The organism is Mycobacterium toneyamaense, from assembly GCF_055384815.1.
Map to the genome: position 1 here is coordinate 3681413 of NZ_AP040333.1, position 18303 is coordinate 3699715.

Here is an 18303-nt window from a genome sequence, read left to right on the forward strand (position 1 = left end):
CAGCCATGGCACTTCAGCACCTCTGGTTCATCATCCTGGCCGCGCTGTTCCTGGGCTTCTTCGTCCTGGAGGGGTTCGATTTCGGTGTCGGCATGCTCATGGAGTTCTTCGGCCGCGCCGCCGACGGTGACGAGGGCGACGCCGAGCAGTACCGCCGCGCCGCGCTCAACACCATCGGACCGGTGTGGGACGGCAACGAGGTCTGGATCATCACCGCGGGTGCGGCGATGTTCGCGGCGTTCCCCGGCATGTACGCCACGCTGTTCTCGGGCCTCTATCTGCCGCTACTGGCGATCCTGGTCGGCATGATCGTGCGGGTCTGCGCCATCGAATGGCGCGGCAAGATCGACGACCCGCAGTGGCGCCGGTGGGCCGACATCGGCATCGCCATGGGTTCCTGGCTGCCGGCCGTGTTGTGGGGCGTGGCCTTCGCCTCCATCCTGCGCGGCCTCCCCGTCGACGCCCACCACCAGATACAGCTGTCCTTCGGTGACGTGCTGAACCCGTACTCCCTGCTCGGCGGTATCGCCACGGCCGGCCTCTTCGCCTTCCACGGCGCGGTGTTCGTGACACTCAAAACTGAAGGGGCCGTGCACGATACCGCACGCCGGTTCGCCACCCGCCTGACCGTTCCGGTGACCGTGATCGTCGCCGCGTTCGGCATCTGGACCCAGGTGGCCTACGGCAACGACGTGACCTGGATAGCACTGGGCGTCGCCGTGGTGGCCCAGCTCTCGGCGGTCCTGCTGGTGTGGACGCGCCGCGCCGACGGGTGGGCGTTCACCGCAACGGCCATCGTCGTCGCCGCCGTGGTCGCACTACTGTTCAGCTGCCTGTACCCGAATCTCGTTCCCTCGACGCTTGATCCGGCGTGGAGCCTGACCATCCACAACGCGTCGTCGACGCCGTACACGCTCAAGGTGATGACCTGGGCCGCGCTGCTGCTCACCCCGTTGGTGATCTGCTACCAGGGTTGGACGTACTGGGTTTTCCGGCAACGGATTTCGGCCGCGCACATCCCGGCATCCATCGGGTTGTCCCGAAACGGCGGATCGCACTGACCCGATCGTCGGCCAACCCCCGCATGACCGCCGGTCTGCGCCGGCACCTGGCGGCCACGGTCGGCAGTGGCGTGGTCATCACCGCGGCGGCGCTCGCCGCAGCGGTGCTCACCGCACAGGTCGTGGCCGGGGTCATCACCACCCGGGCCCCGCTGTCGCACTGGATACCCCAGCTGTTCATGCTCGCCGGCCTCTGGTCCCTGCGTGCCGGCGCCCAGTGGTGGCAGGCCAGGCTCAGCCAGCACGGCGCCACAGCCATGATCGCCGACCTCGACGCACAGGTTCTCACCGCCGTCGCCGCGCTGCCGCCGCATCGTCGGCAGGCGGTGCACGACGAGGCCGCGATCCTGCTGACCCGCGGACTCGACGGGCTGCGACCGTACTTCACCCGATATCTGCCGGCCGTCGTGATGTCCGTGCTGCTGACCCCGGCCGCCGTCATCGTGATCGCTTGGTACGACGTGAAATCCGCGCTCGTCGTGCTGATCGCGCTGCCGCTCATCCCACTGTTCATGGTGCTGATCGGTGTCATGACGACCGAGCGGTCGGCGGCCGCGCTGGCCGCCATGGCCACGCTGCAGTCGCGTCTGCTCGACCTGATCGCGGGTATCCCGACGCTGCGGGCCCTGGGCCGCGCCGAGGGCGCCGCGCCGCGCATCACCGAACTGTCCGACGCCCACCGGCATTCGGCCCTGGCCACGTTGCGCATCGCGTTCCTGTCGGCGCTCGTCCTCGAACTGCTGGCGACGCTCGGGGTGGCGCTGGTCGCCGTCGGCGTCGGGCTGCGACTGGTCAGCGGCGGGGTCACCCTGCCGGTCGCGCTGACGGTGCTGCTCCTGGCGCCCGAGGTGTTCTGGCCACTGCGCCGCGTCGGCGTCGAATTCCATGCCGCACAGGACGGCAAGGTCGCGTTCGGGCACGCCTACCGGCTGCTCGAGGACGCCGGGCAACCGGAACCGGGCGGCGCACAGATCGGGGTACGGCCGACCATCGAACTGGAGCACGTGAGCATCGACGGCCGGGACGGGCCGGCGCCGCACGATCTGACGCTGCGGGCCACGCCCGGCTCGGTGACGGTTCTGACCGGCCCCAACGGCAGCGGGAAAAGCACCGCGCTGCAAGCAATTCTGGGGCTGACGACGCCCGATGCCGGCCGCGTGCGGGTCGGCGACGACGAACAGCGCTGCGACGTCGACGCGCTGGACCGGCAGCACTGGTGGCACCAGATCGGCTGGCTGCCGCAACGGCCCGTCCTCGTCCCGGGGACGGTGCGGGAAAACCTGGAATTGCTCGGCGCCCTCCCCGACCTCGACAGCGCCTGCCGCGCATCGGGATTCGACGAGGTGCTGGCCACCCTGCCCGCCGGACTCGACACCGTGCTGGGGCGCGGCGGCTCCGGGCTGTCGCTGGGCCAGCGGCAGCGCCTGGCACTGGCGCGGGTACTCGGCCGGCCCAGCCCGGTGCTGCTGCTCGACGAACCGACCTCACATCTGAATGCCGAGCTGGAGATCCGGGTTCTCCAGGCGATCCGGGCCCGCGCCGCGGCCGGCGCGACCGTCATCGTCGTCGGACACCGTGACGCCGTGCTGGCCATCGGTGATGAGATCGTCCGGGCGGGAGGTGCTTCCCGTGTCCACAGTTAGATTCGCGATCGACCTGCTCCGGCCCCGGCTCCCCCGCCTGGCGCTGGCCGTCTTCCTCGGCTCCGCGGCACTCGGCAGCGCCCTCGCCCTGGCCGGGGTGTCGGCGTGGCTGATCACCCGGGCCTGGCAGCAACCGCCGATCCTGGAGCTGTCGGTCGCGGTGGTGGCGGTGCGGCTGTTCGGCATCTCCCGTGGGGTGCTGGGCTATTGCGAGCGCCTGGCATCGCACGACGTCGCGCTGCGCGCCGCCGGCCGGGCCCGCACCGAGCTGTACCGGCGGCTGTCCGCGGCGCCACCGGCGACGGTGCTGCGGCTGAGCAGCGGTGAATTGGTCTCGCGCGCAGGCGCTTCCGTCGACGACCTGGCCGACACCCTGGTGCGGTCGGTGCTGCCCGTCGCCGTCGCGACGGTGCTGTCGACCGCCACGGTGATCGTCATCGCCGTCATCTCGCCCGCCGCCGCACTCGCCCTTGCCGCCGGACTGGTGGTCGCCGGAGTCTGGGCGCCGTGGCAGGCCGCGCGCGCCGCGGAAGCCACCGAAAACCTGGCGGCAGTACACCATTCGGACCGGGACGCCGCCGTCATGCTGGCGCTCGACCATGCTGCCGAACTGGCCGTGGCCGGCCGCCTCGGCGGTGTCATCGCTCAGGCCACCGCGGACCACCGCCGCTGGGGCGACGCCGCCGACCGTGCCGCGCGGCCCGCTGCCCTGGCCGGTGCGGTGCCGATCCTGGCCACCGGCGCGAGCGCCATCGCCGCGATCGTCGCCGCCATCTCGCTCACGTCGACCGTCGCTCCCACGACATTGGCGATCCTCATGCTGCTGCCGCTGTCGGCGTTCGAGGCCACCGGCGCGCTGCCGGGCGCGGCGGTGCAGTTGACCCGGGCCCGCATCGCCATCGCGCGGCTCACCGCAATGCTGGCCGAGCACCCCGACGACCGGGCGCTGATGGCCGTCCCGCCGCTACAGGTCGCACCCGGAGACCGGGTCGCCGTGCTGGGCGCCAGTGGCCGGGGCAAGACGACCCTGCTGCTGTCCACCGCCGACCGCTTCAACGAAACCGATTCACCGGCAGGGTTTTTCGCCGAGGATGCGCATCTGTTCGACACCACTCTGCGCGACAACCTGCTGGTGGCCCGCGGCGACGCCACCGACGGCGAACTCACCGCCGCCCTGACACGGGTCGGCCTGGCCCCCTGGCTGGGGACGCTGCCGGACGGGTTGTCCACCCTGCTCTCCGGTGGGGCCGCCGCCGTCTCCGCCGGCCAGCGGCGCCGACTGCTGCTTGCTCGCGCGCTGCTGACCGACTTCCCCGTCGTGCTCCTCGACGAACCCACCGAGCACCTCGACGCGGCGGACAGTCACCGCTTGCTCGCCGAACTCCTCACTCCGGGCGCGATGTTCGGCGCCGACCGCGCGGTGGTCGTGGCCACGCACCAGCTGCCACCGGACGTGCCCTGCACGGTGCTGAACCTCGATTCCAGCAACGACGGGTACCCTGCGCAGTCATGAGCATGTATCCCGGTGGCGGGTATCCGCCGCCGCCACCACCGCCGTACGCCGACCAGGGGTACGGGGCGTACACGTCGACTCCGCGCAACGGTATGGGGACCGCCGCGCTGGTTCTGGGCATCGTGGGACTGCTGACCTCGTGGTCGGTGATCGGGGGGCTGCTGTTCGGGCTGGGTGCCGTCGCGTGCGGCATCCTCGGCCGCGGCCGGGTCAAGCAGGGACTCGCCGACAACGGCGTGGTGGCCGGCGCGGGCATCGTGCTCGGCGCGCTGGCGACCGTGCTCGCGGTGGTGTTCGTGTTCGTCGTGATCGGCTTCTACCGCCAGGTCGGTTTCAGCGACTACACCGACTGCATGACGCGCGCCGGGCAGGACCAGAACGCACAGAGCACCTGTGTCCAGGACTTCCGCGGCCGTATCGAGAAGGAATTCGGCGTAAAGGTCGACTGAGCCGACCCGAAAATCGTTAGCCCGGAAAGTGTTTGACGATGCCTTCCTGGGTAACCGTCGCCAGCACCTGACCGGCGCGATCGAAGAAATGGCCGGATGCCAGGCCCCGGGAGTCCGCGGCCACCGGCGACGTCGTCGAATACAGCACCCACTCGTCGAACTTGATGGGCCGGTGGAACCACACGGTGTGGTTCATGGTCACCGCGAAAATCCGGTCATGCCCCCACGACAGGCCGTGGGTGGTGATGATCGAGTCGAGCAGCGTCGTGTCCGACGAATAGACCAGTGCCGCGGCGTGCAGCACCGGGTCGTCGGGCATGGCGCCCATGGTCTTGAGCCACACGCGGTTGTGGTCGAGCTTGCCGCCCTTGTCCCGCATCACCCAGGCCGGGTCGTTCGTGTAACGCCATTCGATGGGCTTGAGCGCCTCGACGAACAGCGGAACGGTCTCCTCGTAGCCCTTCAGCAGGTCGTCGATCGTCGGCAGCGACAACGGATCCGGCACCACCGGCGCCTTGACCGAGTGCTCGAGGCTGCGCCCACCCGCCAGATGGGACACCAGCGCCGTCGCCAACAGCGTGTCGCCCTGCATGACGTCGACGCGGCGGTTCGCGAAACGACGTTCGTCGCGCAGCCGGACCACCTTGAACTCGAGGTCGCGCTCCGGATCGCCACCGGCGATGAAGTGCGTCGACAGCGTCGTCGGCGGCAGCTTGGGCGGCACGGTACGGCTGGCGGCGACGAACGCCTGCGCCATCATCTGACCACCGAAGGTACGAACCGGGTTCCGGCTCGGATGACCACCGGTGAAGGTGTCGTCGTCGACCTGGGTGACGTCGAGAACCTTGAGCAGTTCCTCGAAATCCGCAGTCGTCACGCGTTACCCCCGGCTCAGTGGTCTTCCTCCCCGATCCGGTGCACGTGGATCAGGTTGGTCGAGCCTACTGTGCCCGGCGGCGCGCCCGCGACGATGACCACCAGGTCACCGCGCTTGTAGCGGTCGAGCTCCAGCAGCGCCTTGTCGACCTCCTGGATCATGCCGTCGGTGCTGTCCATCTGCGGGACGATGAACGTCTCGGTCCCCCAGGTCAGCGCCAGCTGGCTGCGCACCTCCGGCAGGTCGGTGAACGCCAGCAGCGGCAGCGGTGTGTGCAGGCGGGACAGCCGGCGCACGGTGTCGCCCGACTGGGTGAAGGCGACCAGCGCCTTGGCATCCAGGCGCTCACCGATGTCACGGGCCGCGTAGGAGATGACGCCACGCTTGGTGCGCGGCACATGGGTCAGCGGAGGTGCGTCGGTGGAATTCGCCTCGACAGCTTTCACGATCCGAGCCATGGTCCGCACGGCCTCGAGCGCGTACTTGCCGACCGAGGTCTCACCGGAGAGCATCACGGCGTCGGCGCCGTCGAGAATCGCGTTGGCGACATCCGAGGCCTCGGCCCGGGTGGGCCGGGAGTTCTCGATCATCGACTCCAGCATCTGGGTGGCGACGATGACCGGCTTGGCGTTCTCCCTGGCCATCTGGATGGCGCGCTTCTGCACCAGCGGCACTTCCTCGAGCGGCAGCTCGACGCCCAGGTCACCACGGGCGACCATGATCGCGTCGAAGGCCAGCACGATGGCCTCGAGGTTGTCGACGGCTTCGGGCTTCTCCAGCTTGGCGATCACCGGCACCCGGCGGCCCACCTCGTCCATCACCTCATGCACGAGTTCGATGTCGGCCGGCGACCGGACGAACGACAGCGCGATCAGGTCGACGCCGAGCTTCAGCGCGAACTTCAGATCGTCGATGTCCTTCTCGGACAACGCCGGGACAGACACGTTCATCCCCGGCAGGGACAGGCCCTTGTTGTTGCTGACCGGGCCGCCCTCGGTGACGGTGCAGACGACGTCGTTGCCGTCGATCTTGTCGACCACCAGGCCGACCTTGCCGTCGTCGACGAGCAGCCGGTCACCGGCGCGGGCGTCTTCGGCCAGCTGCTTGTAGGTGGTCGACACGCGGTCGTGGCTGCCGTCGCAGTCGTCGACGGTGATCCGCACCGTTTCGCCGGTGCGCCACTCGGTGGGGCCGTCGGCGAAGCGACCGAGCCGGATCTTGGGGCCCTGCAGGTCGGCGAGAATGCCGACCGCGCGGCCGGCGGCATCGGACGCCGCTCGCACGCGCTTGTACGCCGTCTCATGATCGGCGTGCGCACCATGGCTGAAGTTCAGCCGCGCCACATCCATTCCAGCTTCGACCAGCGCCAGCACGGTTGCGTCGGTAGACGTAGCCGGGCCGAGCGTACAGACGATTTTTCCGCGCCTATTCACGGTGCATGAGCATAGTGGATCGATTCAGATAACGGCTTGCCGGGAGCGCTGTCGGCATCTCAACATCAGCCGAACAGCGAGTTGCCTCGTGGTGTCCCCAGCTCAGCGGCGCTAGTGGTGTGTCTCAGTTTTGGTTGACTACTTGTTGGAGTTTGGTGCGTGCGCGGCGAACTTTGGCGAGGATGGATTCGGCGGTGGCCGTCCACACGTAGGGCTTGGGATCGGCGTTGTGGGCGTTGAGGTATGACTCGATGCTGGCGATCAACTCGGGCACACTGCCGAAGATACCGCGGCGTAGGTTCTTGTCGGTCAGGTCGCGGAACCACCGTTCGACCTGGTTGAGCCATGACGATGAGGTCGGGGTGAAATGGAAATGAAACCGCTTGTGCCGCTTCATCCAGTTCGTGACCTCGACGTGCTTGTGGGTTGCGTAATTGTCCAAGATCAGGTGGACCTGTAACCCCTGGGGAACTTCGCGGTCGATTGTGTTGAGGAATTTGATGAACTCGGTGTGGCGGTGCCGGGGCAGGCATTGGCCGATCACCGTGCCGGTCAGCACGTCCAGTGCGGCGAACAGCGTAGTGGTGCCGTTTCGTTTGTAGTCATGGGTCATGGTGGCGGCCCGCCCCTTGACCATCGGCAGTGACGCCTGGGTGCGGTCCAACGCCTGGATCTGGGACTTCTCATCCATGCACAACACGATGGCCTGCTCGGGCGGATTCAGATACAACCCGACCACATCGATGAGTTTGTCCTCAAACTTGGGATCCCCTGACACCTTGAACGTGTCCACCCGATGGGGCTTGAGACCTAAGTCGGACCAAATCCGTTGCACCGTAGCCGAACTGACCCCGACTCGCTTGGCCATCGTGCGACATGACCAATGCGTGGCACCATCGGGAGTTGTCGTCGTGGTCAACCGCACAATCTCGGCGATCGTCTCCTCCGAAATCGACGGCTTGCGGCCGCGCCCGACCCGGATCTTGCCCAGCCCGGCAAGCCCGTCCTGACTGAACCGCTCACGCCAGCTGCGCACCGTCACCGGTGTCACCCCAACTTCCTCGGCGATCCGGGTATTGGCCTCACCGTCGGCGGCCATCAGCAGCACCTTCGCCCGCAGCACCTGCTGATGCGGCGCAGTGTGCGACCGTTCCAGCTTCTCCAACGTTTCACGCTCGGCCGGCGTCATTGGCAAGGCCGCTGCTGGTGATGCACTCACCCGGACAGAATAACAAACATACGACTACTTATTTACGAGACACACCACTAGGACTGCGTGAACGTCGGCACCAACGGAAATCCCGGCAGATTGCGGACCACCGTCCACAGCACCATCGCCACCAGTGCGGTCACCAACGGCGGCGCCACCGACAGCCGCCGTCGCCAGCACACGACGAGCCAGACGGTCAGCAGCGGCAACCCCACGAGCGCGAAGAGGTTGTCGACGACGGCGGCCGAGAAGTCGCCGTGCAATACGTCGTGGGTCATCCGCAGCCCGCCGCACAGCGGACAGTTCCAGCCCGTGAGGGCCTTGAACGGACACGGCGGAAACCCGAATCCGGGGTGATGCGGGTCAGCGATGCCGATATACGTCAGAGTTGCCACCGCCACTGCCCCGGTACCGGCCACTCCCGCCACACGCGCGACCCGGCTGGCTGACGTCATGGGGTCCATGATGCCTTGGGGACGACGCTGATCGCCGATTTACGCCGTTCGGCTGATGCTCAGGGAGACGTCGCACCGGACAGTGGAAAGGACCGACTCCGAACGAGGCCACTCGAGGAGCAGCATGGGGAGCAAGACCGGATTTCGCGTCGGCGTCGCCGATCCCATCATCGCGGCTCGCCCAGCAGCCGATACGTTCACCCGAGCCAGCTACCTGGGTGCGGTGGCGAATCGCGCTGACTCCTTCTGGGTGCCGGACCACCTCAACCAACTGTTCCCGCGCTCGTTGTGGAAACCGGAGTATTGCGGCTCCACCAGAGTTGTCCCGACGCTGGACGCCACCATGGAACCGTGGACCATGTTGGGGCACATCGCAGCTCGCAATCGAGTCGGTCGGATGCGACTGGGCGTAGGGGTGACCGATACCGGCCGGCGTAACCCGGCGGTCACCGCACAAGCCGCGGCGACACTGCACTTACTGACGCGGGGACGGGCGATCCTCGGCATCGGCCCCGGCGAGCGAGAAGGCAACGAACCCTACGGAGTCGACTGGTCCAAACCCGTCGCACGGTTCGAGGAAGCGATGGCCACCATCCGCGCGCTCTGGGATTCGGGCGGCGAACTGGTCAACCGCGACTCGCCCTTCTTCCCGTTGCGCAACGCGGTCTTCGAACTGCCGCCCTACCGAGGCAAATGGCCCGAGATCTGGATCGCGGCCCACGGTCCACGCATGCTGCGTGCCGCAGGGCGCTACGGCGACGCCTACTTTCCGGCATTCCCGCACCAGCCGAAAGACTATGCCCAGCGGCTGGAAGTCGTTCGCACCGCCGCGTCCGACGCCGGACGCGACCCCAAGGCCGTCCTCCCTGCGGTAATGCTGTTCGTGGTGACCGGCCGCAGCAGAGACGACGTCGACGCGGCACTGGATACAGAGGTGCTCAAATCGTTCGCCCTCAACGCCAGCGACGAGATGTTCGGCCGCCACGGTGCCGAACATCCCCTGGGGTCGGGTTTCTCCGGTGCGCAGGACTTCCTGCCGCACAGCATCGACGAAGAAAGGGCGCTTTCTCTCATCGACGCGGTCCCGCCGTCGCTGATGCGGGACATCTGCCTGAACGGCACACCGGACGAAATCGTCGAACAGGTGGCTGAATGGCGGGACTGCGGCGTCCGATACGTGGTGCTGGCCAACCTCAGCTTCTTGCGGCGCAACCTACGGAAAGGCCTCGCCTCGGTCCAGCCGTTCAACCAGATCGTCCGACGGCTCAGGAAGCTCTGATGGCGCACGAACGTCGGTGACCCCTCGACACCGACGTTCGCCGCGAATCAGCGACAATATTGCCGTATTGTAACGGTTCGGGCAAACGCAGCGGGAGTTATTGGCGCAACTGACCGTGCCGGATCAGCTCGTTGACGGACTCTTCCCACCTGGCCAACTCCGGGTCAGAGGTGAATGACGCCGGCAGGTGCCGGTCGAGGTGCCGGCGCAAGATGATCGAGCCCAGAGTCAGCACCAAGGGATTCAGCCCGGCCCAGACCGCGTCGAGCCCCTCGGCGGCGTCCCCGGTGTCGATCATGCGTTGCCACCGGTCGATGCCGATCCGCGCCATCGCGTCGAATATCGCCATGCCGCTTGGGGTTTCAGAAGCCACCGCCCGGCCCAAATAGTCCATCACCACCAGGTGGTCGGTGAGCAGGCCGTGCACCGCCCTGCCGATCGCGGTAACCGAATCACGACCCGGACTTTCCAGCGCGGCGAACATGGTCGAGCTGATGAGTTTCATCGCCACATCGTCGACGGCCTTGATCAAACCGTCCTTGGTGCCGAAATGGTGCTGCACCAACCCGACTGAAACACCCGCGGTATCGGCCACCATCTGCAACGTCGCATCGGACGTGCCCCGCTGCGCAAACACGTTCAGCGCCGCATTGAGGATGCGGTCCTGCCGAGACTGCTGCAACTGCACTCCGTCGGCTATGTCATCCACAGGAGACATCCAACCACCGCACAACCGATCAGGACCGGCGAGTGAGGAACATACCGTTCGCATGAAAGTGCAGCTTGTGCGCACTTTTGCCGCGGCGGAATGTGAGGCCGTGATGGCCCTACGCCTACGGGCCCGGTGTCACGCCCTCAGTGCAGGGTCAGCGAGGAGGGCTTCCCGCTATGCATTGACGCTGCAACCACGGCCTGCGCCACTCACACTTCTGCGCCCAGGATTCAGGCTCAACGCCAAAGACCCCCAACGCCGCGTTCACCCTGCAACCACGGCCTACGCCACTCACACTTCTACGCCCAGGATTCAGGCTCAACGACAAAGACCCCCAACGCCGCGTTCACCCTGCAACCACAGCCTGCGCCACTCACACTTCTGCGCCCAGGATTCAGGCTCAACGACAAAGACCCCCAACGCCGCGTTCACCCTGCAACCACGGCCTGCGCCACTCACACTTCTGCGCCCAGGATTCAGGCTCAACGACAAGGGCCGCCGAGCGTGCGCGCAGTGCGTGCTCCTTGCGAGATCCGTGGTCTGCCCGCACATTCGCGGCCTCGCAGGCCAGACTCAGCCCTGTCGGCGCCACCAACGACGACGCGGGGCGGGCGGCTCCCAAACGGGAACCCCAACGGGCTCAACCTTTTCAGTGGCTTCGACCTTCGGCGCGGGTTCTTCGGCTGGTCCAGCGTCGGCATCGCCTTCAGTGGCTTCGGCGTCAGCGTCTTCGGCCTCGGCGTCTTCGACGTCAGCGTCTTCGGCCTCGGCGTCTTCGACGTCAGCGTCTTCGGCCTCGGCGTCGTCGGACTCAGTCTCTGCAGACTCGGAATCCGTTGCCTCTTCGGACTCGTCGACAGCCTCGTCCTCCACGGCATCCTCAACATCAGCGCTGTCGTCGGCGTCCGCGACGTCCGTCTCGACGGCGGCCTCGTCAGCGTCGGATTCCGTTGTCCCTTCGGCCTCTTCGGCCTCGTCAGCGGCTTCCGCAGAATCCGCGGTCTCGGCGGACTCCTCGTCCTCAGCGGCGTCCTCGACATCAGCGCTGTCGTCGGCGTCCGCGACGTCCGTCTCGGCGGCAGCTTCTTCAGCAGCCTCCGCAGAATCCGCGGTCTCGGCGGACTCCTCGTCCTCAGCGGCGTCCTCGACATCAGCGCTATCGTCGGCGTCCGCGACGTCCGTCTCGGCGGCAGCTTCTTCAGCAGCTTCCGCAGAATCCACGGCCTCGGCGGACTCCTCGTCCTCCGCGGCGTCCTCAACGTCAGCGCTGTCGTCGGCGTCGGCAACCTCTGTCTCGGCGGCGGCCTCGTCAGCGGCTTCGTCGGACTCAGTTGTGCCCTCGGACTCCTCGGCCACCTCGACGGCTTCGGCCTCATCGGCATCCAGGTCTTCGGCTTCGGCGTCGGACTCGTCTGCTTCCTCGACCTCGTCGGAATCGACTGACTCGCCGCCGGATTCGTCGGCAGCCGTCTCGGCATCGGCGGCCTGTTCGGCCAGCGCCACGGGTTCGTCGGATTGGGTCTCGACGGCGTCGGCCTCGTCGGCGACGTCGGCATCCCCGCCCGATGCGGCAGTGGCAGCAGCACCGGCGGCGACGACCGCGGGCACCTTCACGGCAACGCCGGTGTCGAAATCGAAGACGTCGCCGGCGTCGTCGACCTGCCGGCCACCGAGCGTCGCCGGATCCTCACGGCCCCGCGGCGCGACCATCATGTAGACCACGGCGCCGATGAACACGAACGTCGATGTGAACGAGTTGACGCGGATACCGGCGATCAGCGTCGCGGTGTCGCTGCGCATCAACTCGACGCCGAAGCGGCCGACGCAGTAGGCGGCGACGTACAGCGCGAACAGCCGGCCGTGGCCCAGCCGGAAGCGGCGGTCCGCCCACAGCAGGAAGAAGAAAACCACGAGGTTCCACAGCAATTCGTAGAGGAACGTCGGATGCACGACCTCGTAGACCTGCCCGGTCGAGACGCCGTTGAGCAGGTGCGGGTTCACCACACCGGAGCCGTCACTGCGCTGGAAGATCTGCAGGCCCCACGGCAGATCCGTGGGCCGGCCGTACAGCTCCTGGTTGAAGTAGTTGCCCAGCCGGCCGATGGCCTGGGCCAGGATGATGCCGGGTGCGATGGCGTCGCCGAACGCGGGCAACGGGATTCCGTGCCGGCGGCAGCCGATCCAGGCGCCGACGCCACCGAGCGCGACCGCGCCCCAGATGCCCAGGCCGCCGTCCCAGATCCGCACGGCCGCACCGATCCCGGCGCCGCCCTCGGCGAAGTACGTCCGCCAGTCGGTCATCAGGTGATACAGCCGGCCACCGATGAGGCCGAACGGCACCGTCCACAGTGCGATGTCGTAGATGACGCCCGCCTCGCCACCACGCGCGACCCAGCGGCGATCGCCGATGATCAGCGCGGCGATGATGCCGGTGATGATGCAGAGCGCGTAGGCCCGGATCGGTACTGGCCCCAAGTGCCAGACGCCCTGGGCCGGACTCGGGATGTATGCCAGCAACGATGTGGTCACGCGGAAACTTTCTGTCGTACTCCGTGGGCCAGTTCTTCGGACAATGCTCGTACCGCGGGGATACCGCCGTCGCCGAGCGCAGATACCAATGCCGAGCCGACGATGACGCCGTCGGCGTAGGCCGCTATCTCCGCGGCCTGTTCCCGCGACCGGACGCCGAGGCCGACACCCACCGGGATGTCCGACACGGCACGCACCCGGGACACCAACTCGGGCGCCATGTTCGACACCGCGTCGCGCGCACCGGTGACGCCCATGGTCGAGGCGGCGTAGACGAAGCCGCGCGAGGCCTGCACCGTGGCGGCCAGCCGCTCCGGGGTGGACGACGGTGCCACCAGGAAGATGCGGTCGAGGTTGTGGGCGTCGGAGACGCCGAACCATTCGTCGGCCTCGTCGAGGATGAGGTCGGGCGTGATCAGTCCGAGCCCGCCCGCTGACGCCAGGTCACGCGCGAAAGCGTCGACGCCCCAGCGCAACACCGGATTCCAGTAGGTCATGACGACGGCGTGCCCGCCGGCGTTGCTGATGGCCTCGACGGCCTTCAACGCGTCGCGGACCCGAACCCCACCCTGCAGGGCGGTGTTGGTCGCGGCGGCGATGACCGGTCCGTCCATGCCCGGATCGGAGTAGGCGACGCCGACTTCGATGATGTCGCAACCGGATTCGGTCATCGCGACCATCGCGTCGATCGAGGTCTGCACGTCCGGGTAGCCGGTCGGCAGGTACCCGATCAGCGCCGAACGCCCTTCGGCCCGGCACGATTCGAACAATCCAGCCAGTCGGCTCATGACGCTTCCCCAGTCTCACCGTCCAGTAGACCGAACCATTTCGCGGCGGTCTCGACGTCCTTGTCGCCGCGGCCGGACAGGTTCACCACGATCACCGAACCCGGCCCCAGTTCGCTGCCGAGTTTCAGCGCGCCCGCGACGGCGTGCGCCGATTCGATCGCCGGGATGATGCCCTCGGTGCGGCACAGCAGGCCGAACGCTTCCATGGCCTCGGTATCGGTCACCGGCCGGTACTCGGCGCGGCCGACGTCCTTGAGGTAGGCATGTTCCGGACCGACGCCCGGGTAGTCCAAACCGGCTGAGATGGAATGCGATTCGATGGTCTGGCCGTCCTCGTCCTGCAGCAGGTACGAGAACGAGCCCTGGAACGCACCCGGTGATCCTCCGGTGAAAGTCGCTGCGTGCCTTCCGGTTTCGACACCGTCGCCGGCCGCTTCGAAACCGACCAGGCGCACACCCGGATCGTCGATGAAGGCGTGGAAGACGCCGATGGCGTTCGATCCGCCGCCGACGCATGCCGTGACCGCGTCGGGCAGCCGGCCGGCCTGCTGCTGTATCTGGACCCGCGCTTCCAAACCGATGACGCGCTGGAAGTCGCGCACCATGACGGGGAACGGGTGCGGTCCGGCCGCGGTGCCGAAGCAGTAGTAGGTGTCGTCCGCGTTGGTGACCCAGTCGCGGAAGGCTTCGTTGATGGCGTCCTTGAGGGTCGCCGAACCGGCCTCGACCGACACCACGGTGCCACCGAGCAGCCGCATCCGGGCCACGTTCAGCGCCTGCCGGGCGGTGTCGACCGCACCCATGTAGACGACGCACTCCAGGCCGAGCAGCGCGCAGGCCGTCGCGGTCGCGACGCCGTGCTGGCCGGCGCCGGTCTCGGCGATGACGCGGGTCTTGCCCATGCGCTTGGCCAGCAGCGCCTGCCCGAGCACGTTGTTGATCTTGTGAGAACCGGTGTGGTTCAGGTCTTCTCGTTTGAGGAACAGCCGCGCGCCGCCGGCATGTTCGGACAGTCGCGTCGCTTCGTACAGCGGCGACGGCCGGCCGGTGTAGTGCTGCTGCAGCCGGTCGAGCTCGTCGAGGAACGTCTGGTCGGTGCGGACCTTGTCGTAGGCCGCGGTGACTTCCTCGATGACGGCCATCAGAGCCTCGGGCACCAGCCGGCCGCCGTAGGCACCGAAGTGCCCCTTGGCGTCGGGGTCGTGGCTTGTGGCTTCGGCGACCGCCGCGCTCATCCGCGGCAATTCGGTACCAGTGCGATCAGACATAAGAACTCGGGCTGCTTCTTCGCGCAGGAGCCCGCAATTCAGCGGGCTGGTTTCGGGCAGGACGGGTGCGTGCCGGCAGTTACCAGGTCGGCGACGGCGCTCCGCGGATCGCCACTTGTCACCAGGCCCTCGCCGACCAGGACGGCGTCGGCGCCGGCACCGGCGTAGGCCAGCAGGTCGGCGGTGCCACGCACCCCCGACTCGGCGATCCGGATGATGTTGCTCGGCAGGCCGGGCGCGATGCGGCCGAAGCAGTCGCGGTCGACCTCGAGGGTCTTGAGGTCGCGGGCGTTGACGCCGATGACCTTGGCACCGGCCTGGATGGCCCGGTCCGCTTCCTCTTCGGTGTGCACCTCGACCAGCGGGGTCATCCCGAGCGACTCGGTCCGGTCGATCATCGAGGTCAGCACCGACTGCTCCAACGCGGCCACGATCAGCAACAGCATGTCGGCGCCGTGGGCCCGGGCCTCGTGAATCTGGTACGGCGTGACGATGAAGTCCTTGCGCAGCACGGGAATCGACACCGCGGCACGCACGGCATCCAGGTCCGCCAGCGAACCGTTGAAGCGACGCTCCTCGGTCAGCACACTGATCAGCCGCGCGCCGCCGGACTCGTAGGCCTTGGCCAGCTTGGCGGGATCGTCGATCTGCGCCAACGCCCCCTTGCTGGGGCTCGCCCGCTTCACCTCGGCGATGACGCCGATGCCCGGCTCCCGCAGCGCGGCGAGAGCATCCTTGGCCGTCGGCGCCTTCTTGGCCCGCTCCTTGACCTCGGTCAGACTCAGCGCGGCTTCGCGGGCGGCAACATCAGCGCGAACTCCCTCGATGATGGAGTCGAGCACGGTCCCCGAAGTCATAACGCGTCGTCGTCCTTCCGTGCCGGTTCGGCAAGCCAGATGATCATCTCGAAGGGTAGTCGCCAGGGCGGCGCAGACTGCCACCGGGCCACACTCATTTGCTCCCGCCATCGTTGTGGGTGGGATCGTGCCCTTCGTCGAGGGCGTCCCAGATCATCCGTTCGGACATGCCGTCGGCACCTTCTTCCTGTGCCGCCTCGCGCCGCGCGCCCGGCGCGGCGTATTTCGACGTGGTCGCCGCAGCAGCTCCACGACTGGCCGAACGCATCAGCAATACGGCTCCGACCAGCGTCAACACTGCAGCGGCCAGCGTGACCCCGGCGCCCCAGTAGTGCCGCTGCGTCCCCACCAGAAACATGACCGCGATCTGCGCCATGTCGGCCGCGCGGACCGAGACGTCGGTGACCGCCCACAGGCTGAGGGCCAGATATCCCATCCCGGCGCTCGCGACGGCGACCAGCAGCGCCAGCAGCCGCAGCGCCCAACCACGCACAGCGAGCGCCGCGACCGCGGCGGCGCCGGCCAACAGGGCCAGCGGGATGAGGGCCGTCGACCAGGCCGCGCCGGACAGCGTCGTCGTCTTCGGCTGGCCCAGCCCGTCGAACGACGACACGTCGACCCAGGCCAGCCGGGACGCGCTCCACAACATCAGGGCGGCCACGAGCAGCAGCACCTGTGCGGTGCGGGTGGTCCTCACGGCTCGCTCAACGTCTCGGCGGCTGCGATCGCCGCCAGGACGGCCTTGGCCTTGTTGGACGACTCGTTGTACTCGTACGGCCCGTTGGAGTCCGCCACGACGCCGCCACCGGCCTGCACGTAGGCGGTGCCTGCGCGCATCAGCGCGGTGCGGATCGCGATGGCGAAGTCCGCGTTGCCGGCGAAGTCGAGGTACCCGAGCACGCCGCCGTACAGCCCGCGACGGGTCAGCTCGACCTCTTCGATGAGCTCCATGGCCCGGACCTTCGGCGCCCCCGACAGCGTCCCGGCCGGGAAGCAGGCAGTGACGGCGTCCAGCGCGGTCTTGTCGTCGGCGAGGTGGCCGGTGACGGTCGAGACCAGGTGCATGACGTGGCTGTAGCGCTCGATGTGGCTGTAGTCCTCGACGCGCACGGTGCCGGGCTTGCAGACCCGGCCGAGATCGTTGCGCCCCAGGTCGACCAGCATCAGGTGCTCGGAGCGCTCCTTGTCGTCGGCGAGGAGTTCCTTTTCGAGGAGGATGTCGTCCTCCTCGGTGGCGCCGCGCCACCGGGTGCCGGCGATCGGGTGCGTCGTCGCCACCCCGTCCTTCACCGTGACGAGCGCCTCCGGGCTGGAGCCGACGACCGAGAAGTCAAGGCCGCCTTCGGCATTCGGCACGTTGAGCAGGTACATGTAGGGGCTGGGGTTGGTCACCCGAAGCACCCGGTAGACGTCGATGGGATCCGCGGCGGTGTCCATCTCGAAGCGCTGCGACGGCACCACCTGGAACGCCTCGCCGGCCTCGATGTCACCGACGAGCTTCTCGACGATGGCCGTGTACTCCTCGACCGTGCGCTGCTGACGCGGCTGCGGCTGCGGACGGCTGAAGGTCGCGATGCTCGACGGCAGCGGCTCCCCCAACGCCTTGGTCATGACGTCGAGGCGGGCGACGGCATCGTCGTAGGCCCAGTCGACGCGCTCGTCGGTGCCGTTCCAGTTGACCGCGTTGGCGATGAGGGTGATGGTGCCCTCATGGTGGTCGACGGCAGCCATGTCGGTGGCCAGCAGCAGCACCATGTCGGGCAGTTTGAGGTCGTCGACCGCCAGCTCCGGCAGCCGCTCAAGGCGCCGCACCATGTCGTACGCGAAGTACCCCACCAGCCCGCTCGACAGCGGCGGCAGGCCCGGCACCGGCGCGGTCTGCAACAGGGCCAGGGTGTCGCGCACCGCCTGCAGCGGATCGCCGCCACTGGGTGCGTCCTGCGGCGTGTTGCCGAGCCAGACGGCTTCACCGTCCCGGACCGTCAGCGCCGACGGGGCGCCCGCACCGATGAACGACCATCGCGACCAGGACCGCCCGTTCTCGGCCGACTCCAGCAGAAACGTGCCGGGACGGTTGGCGGCCAGCTTGCGGTAGGCCGACAACGGCGTCTCGCTGTCGGCGAGCACCTTGCGCGTCACCGGCACGACACGGTGCTCGGCGGCCAGCGCCTGGAATTCCTCACGTGAGGTCGTCTTCACGCGGTCATCCTCCCAGAAGTAGCGTGGCAA

16 protein-coding genes are annotated in these 18303 nt (G+C 67.9%); 5 read left to right on the top strand and 11 right to left on the bottom strand.

Annotated elements, in window-relative coordinates; all coding sequences use genetic code 11:
- Positions 1-5: 5 nt before the first annotated feature.
- Genes cydB through ACZ5IQ_RS17785 form a run of 4 tightly spaced genes read left to right on the top strand, consistent with a single transcriptional unit; the run spans position 6 to position 4666 of the window.
- Complete coding sequence (cydB, locus tag ACZ5IQ_RS17770) at positions 6-1061, top strand: cytochrome d ubiquinol oxidase subunit II (RefSeq protein ID WP_406804780.1); 1056 nt, start codon at positions 6-8, stop codon at positions 1059-1061.
- Positions 1062-1096: 35 nt separating this feature from the next.
- Positions 1097-2704, top strand: a complete 1608-nt coding sequence (cydD, locus tag ACZ5IQ_RS17775; protein WP_464481482.1) for a thiol reductant ABC exporter subunit CydD — start codon at positions 1097-1099, stop codon at positions 2702-2704.
- Positions 2661-4217, top strand: a complete 1557-nt coding sequence (locus tag ACZ5IQ_RS17780; RefSeq protein WP_138249719.1) for an ATP-binding cassette domain-containing protein — start codon at positions 2661-2663, stop codon at positions 4215-4217. The genes cydD and ACZ5IQ_RS17780 overlap by 44 nt, the downstream gene beginning before the upstream one ends.
- Complete coding sequence (locus ACZ5IQ_RS17785) at positions 4214-4666, top strand: DUF4190 domain-containing protein (protein WP_133427728.1); 453 nt, start codon at positions 4214-4216, stop codon at positions 4664-4666. Before ACZ5IQ_RS17780 ends, ACZ5IQ_RS17785 begins: the two co-directional genes overlap by 4 nt.
- A 16-nt stretch (positions 4667-4682) precedes the next feature.
- Here ACZ5IQ_RS17785 and ACZ5IQ_RS17790 read toward each other — a convergent pair whose 3' ends face one another.
- The 4 genes from ACZ5IQ_RS17790 to ACZ5IQ_RS17805 all read right to left on the bottom strand — a co-directional run bounded on the left by ACZ5IQ_RS17790 (position 4683) and on the right by ACZ5IQ_RS17805 (position 8650).
- Positions 4683-5543: an acyl-CoA thioesterase II gene (locus tag ACZ5IQ_RS17790; protein WP_020103249.1), complete on the bottom strand. Its 861-nt coding sequence runs from the start codon at positions 5541-5543 to the stop codon at positions 4683-4685.
- Between the two features lie 14 nt (positions 5544-5557).
- Positions 5558-6976 (bottom strand): pyruvate kinase, encoded by a 1419-nt coding sequence (gene pyk / locus ACZ5IQ_RS17795; RefSeq protein WP_061007346.1) that lies wholly within the window; start codon positions 6974-6976, stop codon positions 5558-5560.
- Between the two features lie 124 nt (positions 6977-7100).
- The gene (locus ACZ5IQ_RS17800) at positions 7101-8165 is read right to left on the bottom strand and encodes an IS630 family transposase (protein WP_163693180.1); all 1065 of its coding nucleotides are present in this window, start codon (positions 8163-8165) and stop codon (positions 7101-7103) included.
- A gap of 77 nt (positions 8166-8242) precedes the next feature.
- Positions 8243-8650, bottom strand: coding sequence for a DUF2752 domain-containing protein (locus tag ACZ5IQ_RS17805; protein WP_464480051.1), 408 nt, complete (start codon positions 8648-8650; stop codon positions 8243-8245).
- Between the two features lie 115 nt (positions 8651-8765).
- Between ACZ5IQ_RS17805 and ACZ5IQ_RS17810 the strand changes: the two genes are divergently transcribed.
- A complete protein-coding gene (locus ACZ5IQ_RS17810) occupies positions 8766-9920 on the top strand; it encodes an LLM class flavin-dependent oxidoreductase (RefSeq protein WP_464480052.1) in 1155 nt (384 codons plus the stop codon).
- Positions 9921-10017: 97 nt separating this feature from the next.
- Here ACZ5IQ_RS17810 and ACZ5IQ_RS17815 read toward each other — a convergent pair whose 3' ends face one another.
- The 7 genes from ACZ5IQ_RS17815 to ACZ5IQ_RS17845 form a co-directional block, all read right to left on the bottom strand.
- Positions 10018-10638 carry a TetR/AcrR family transcriptional regulator gene (locus tag ACZ5IQ_RS17815; RefSeq protein ID WP_267323411.1) on the bottom strand — a complete coding sequence of 207 codons (621 nt, stop codon included), beginning with the start codon at positions 10636-10638 and terminating at the stop codon, positions 10018-10020.
- A 567-nt stretch (positions 10639-11205) separates the two neighbouring features.
- The gene (lgt, locus tag ACZ5IQ_RS17820) at positions 11206-13161 is read right to left on the bottom strand and encodes a prolipoprotein diacylglyceryl transferase (protein ID WP_464480053.1); all 1956 of its coding nucleotides are present in this window, start codon (positions 13159-13161) and stop codon (positions 11206-11208) included.
- Positions 13158-13949 carry a tryptophan synthase subunit alpha gene (gene trpA, locus ACZ5IQ_RS17825; RefSeq protein WP_267323413.1) on the bottom strand — a complete coding sequence of 264 codons (792 nt, stop codon included), beginning with the start codon at positions 13947-13949 and terminating at the stop codon, positions 13158-13160. The genes lgt and trpA overlap by 4 nt, the downstream gene beginning before the upstream one ends.
- Positions 13946-15217 (bottom strand): tryptophan synthase subunit beta, encoded by a 1272-nt coding sequence (trpB, locus tag ACZ5IQ_RS17830; protein WP_138249723.1) that lies wholly within the window; start codon positions 15215-15217, stop codon positions 13946-13948. Before trpB ends, trpA begins: the two co-directional genes overlap by 4 nt.
- 38 nt (positions 15218-15255) lie before the next feature.
- A complete protein-coding gene (gene trpC, locus ACZ5IQ_RS17835) occupies positions 15256-16074 on the bottom strand; it encodes an indole-3-glycerol phosphate synthase TrpC (RefSeq protein ID WP_267323414.1) in 819 nt (272 codons plus the stop codon).
- Positions 16075-16168: 94 nt separating this feature from the next.
- On the bottom strand, positions 16169-16723 hold the full coding sequence (locus ACZ5IQ_RS17840; RefSeq protein ID WP_464481483.1) for a TIGR02234 family membrane protein: 555 nt from the start codon (positions 16721-16723) through the stop codon (positions 16169-16171).
- 44 nt (positions 16724-16767) lie between these two features.
- A complete protein-coding gene (locus ACZ5IQ_RS17845) occupies positions 16768-18303 on the bottom strand; it encodes an anthranilate synthase component I (protein WP_205848897.1) in 1536 nt (511 codons plus the stop codon).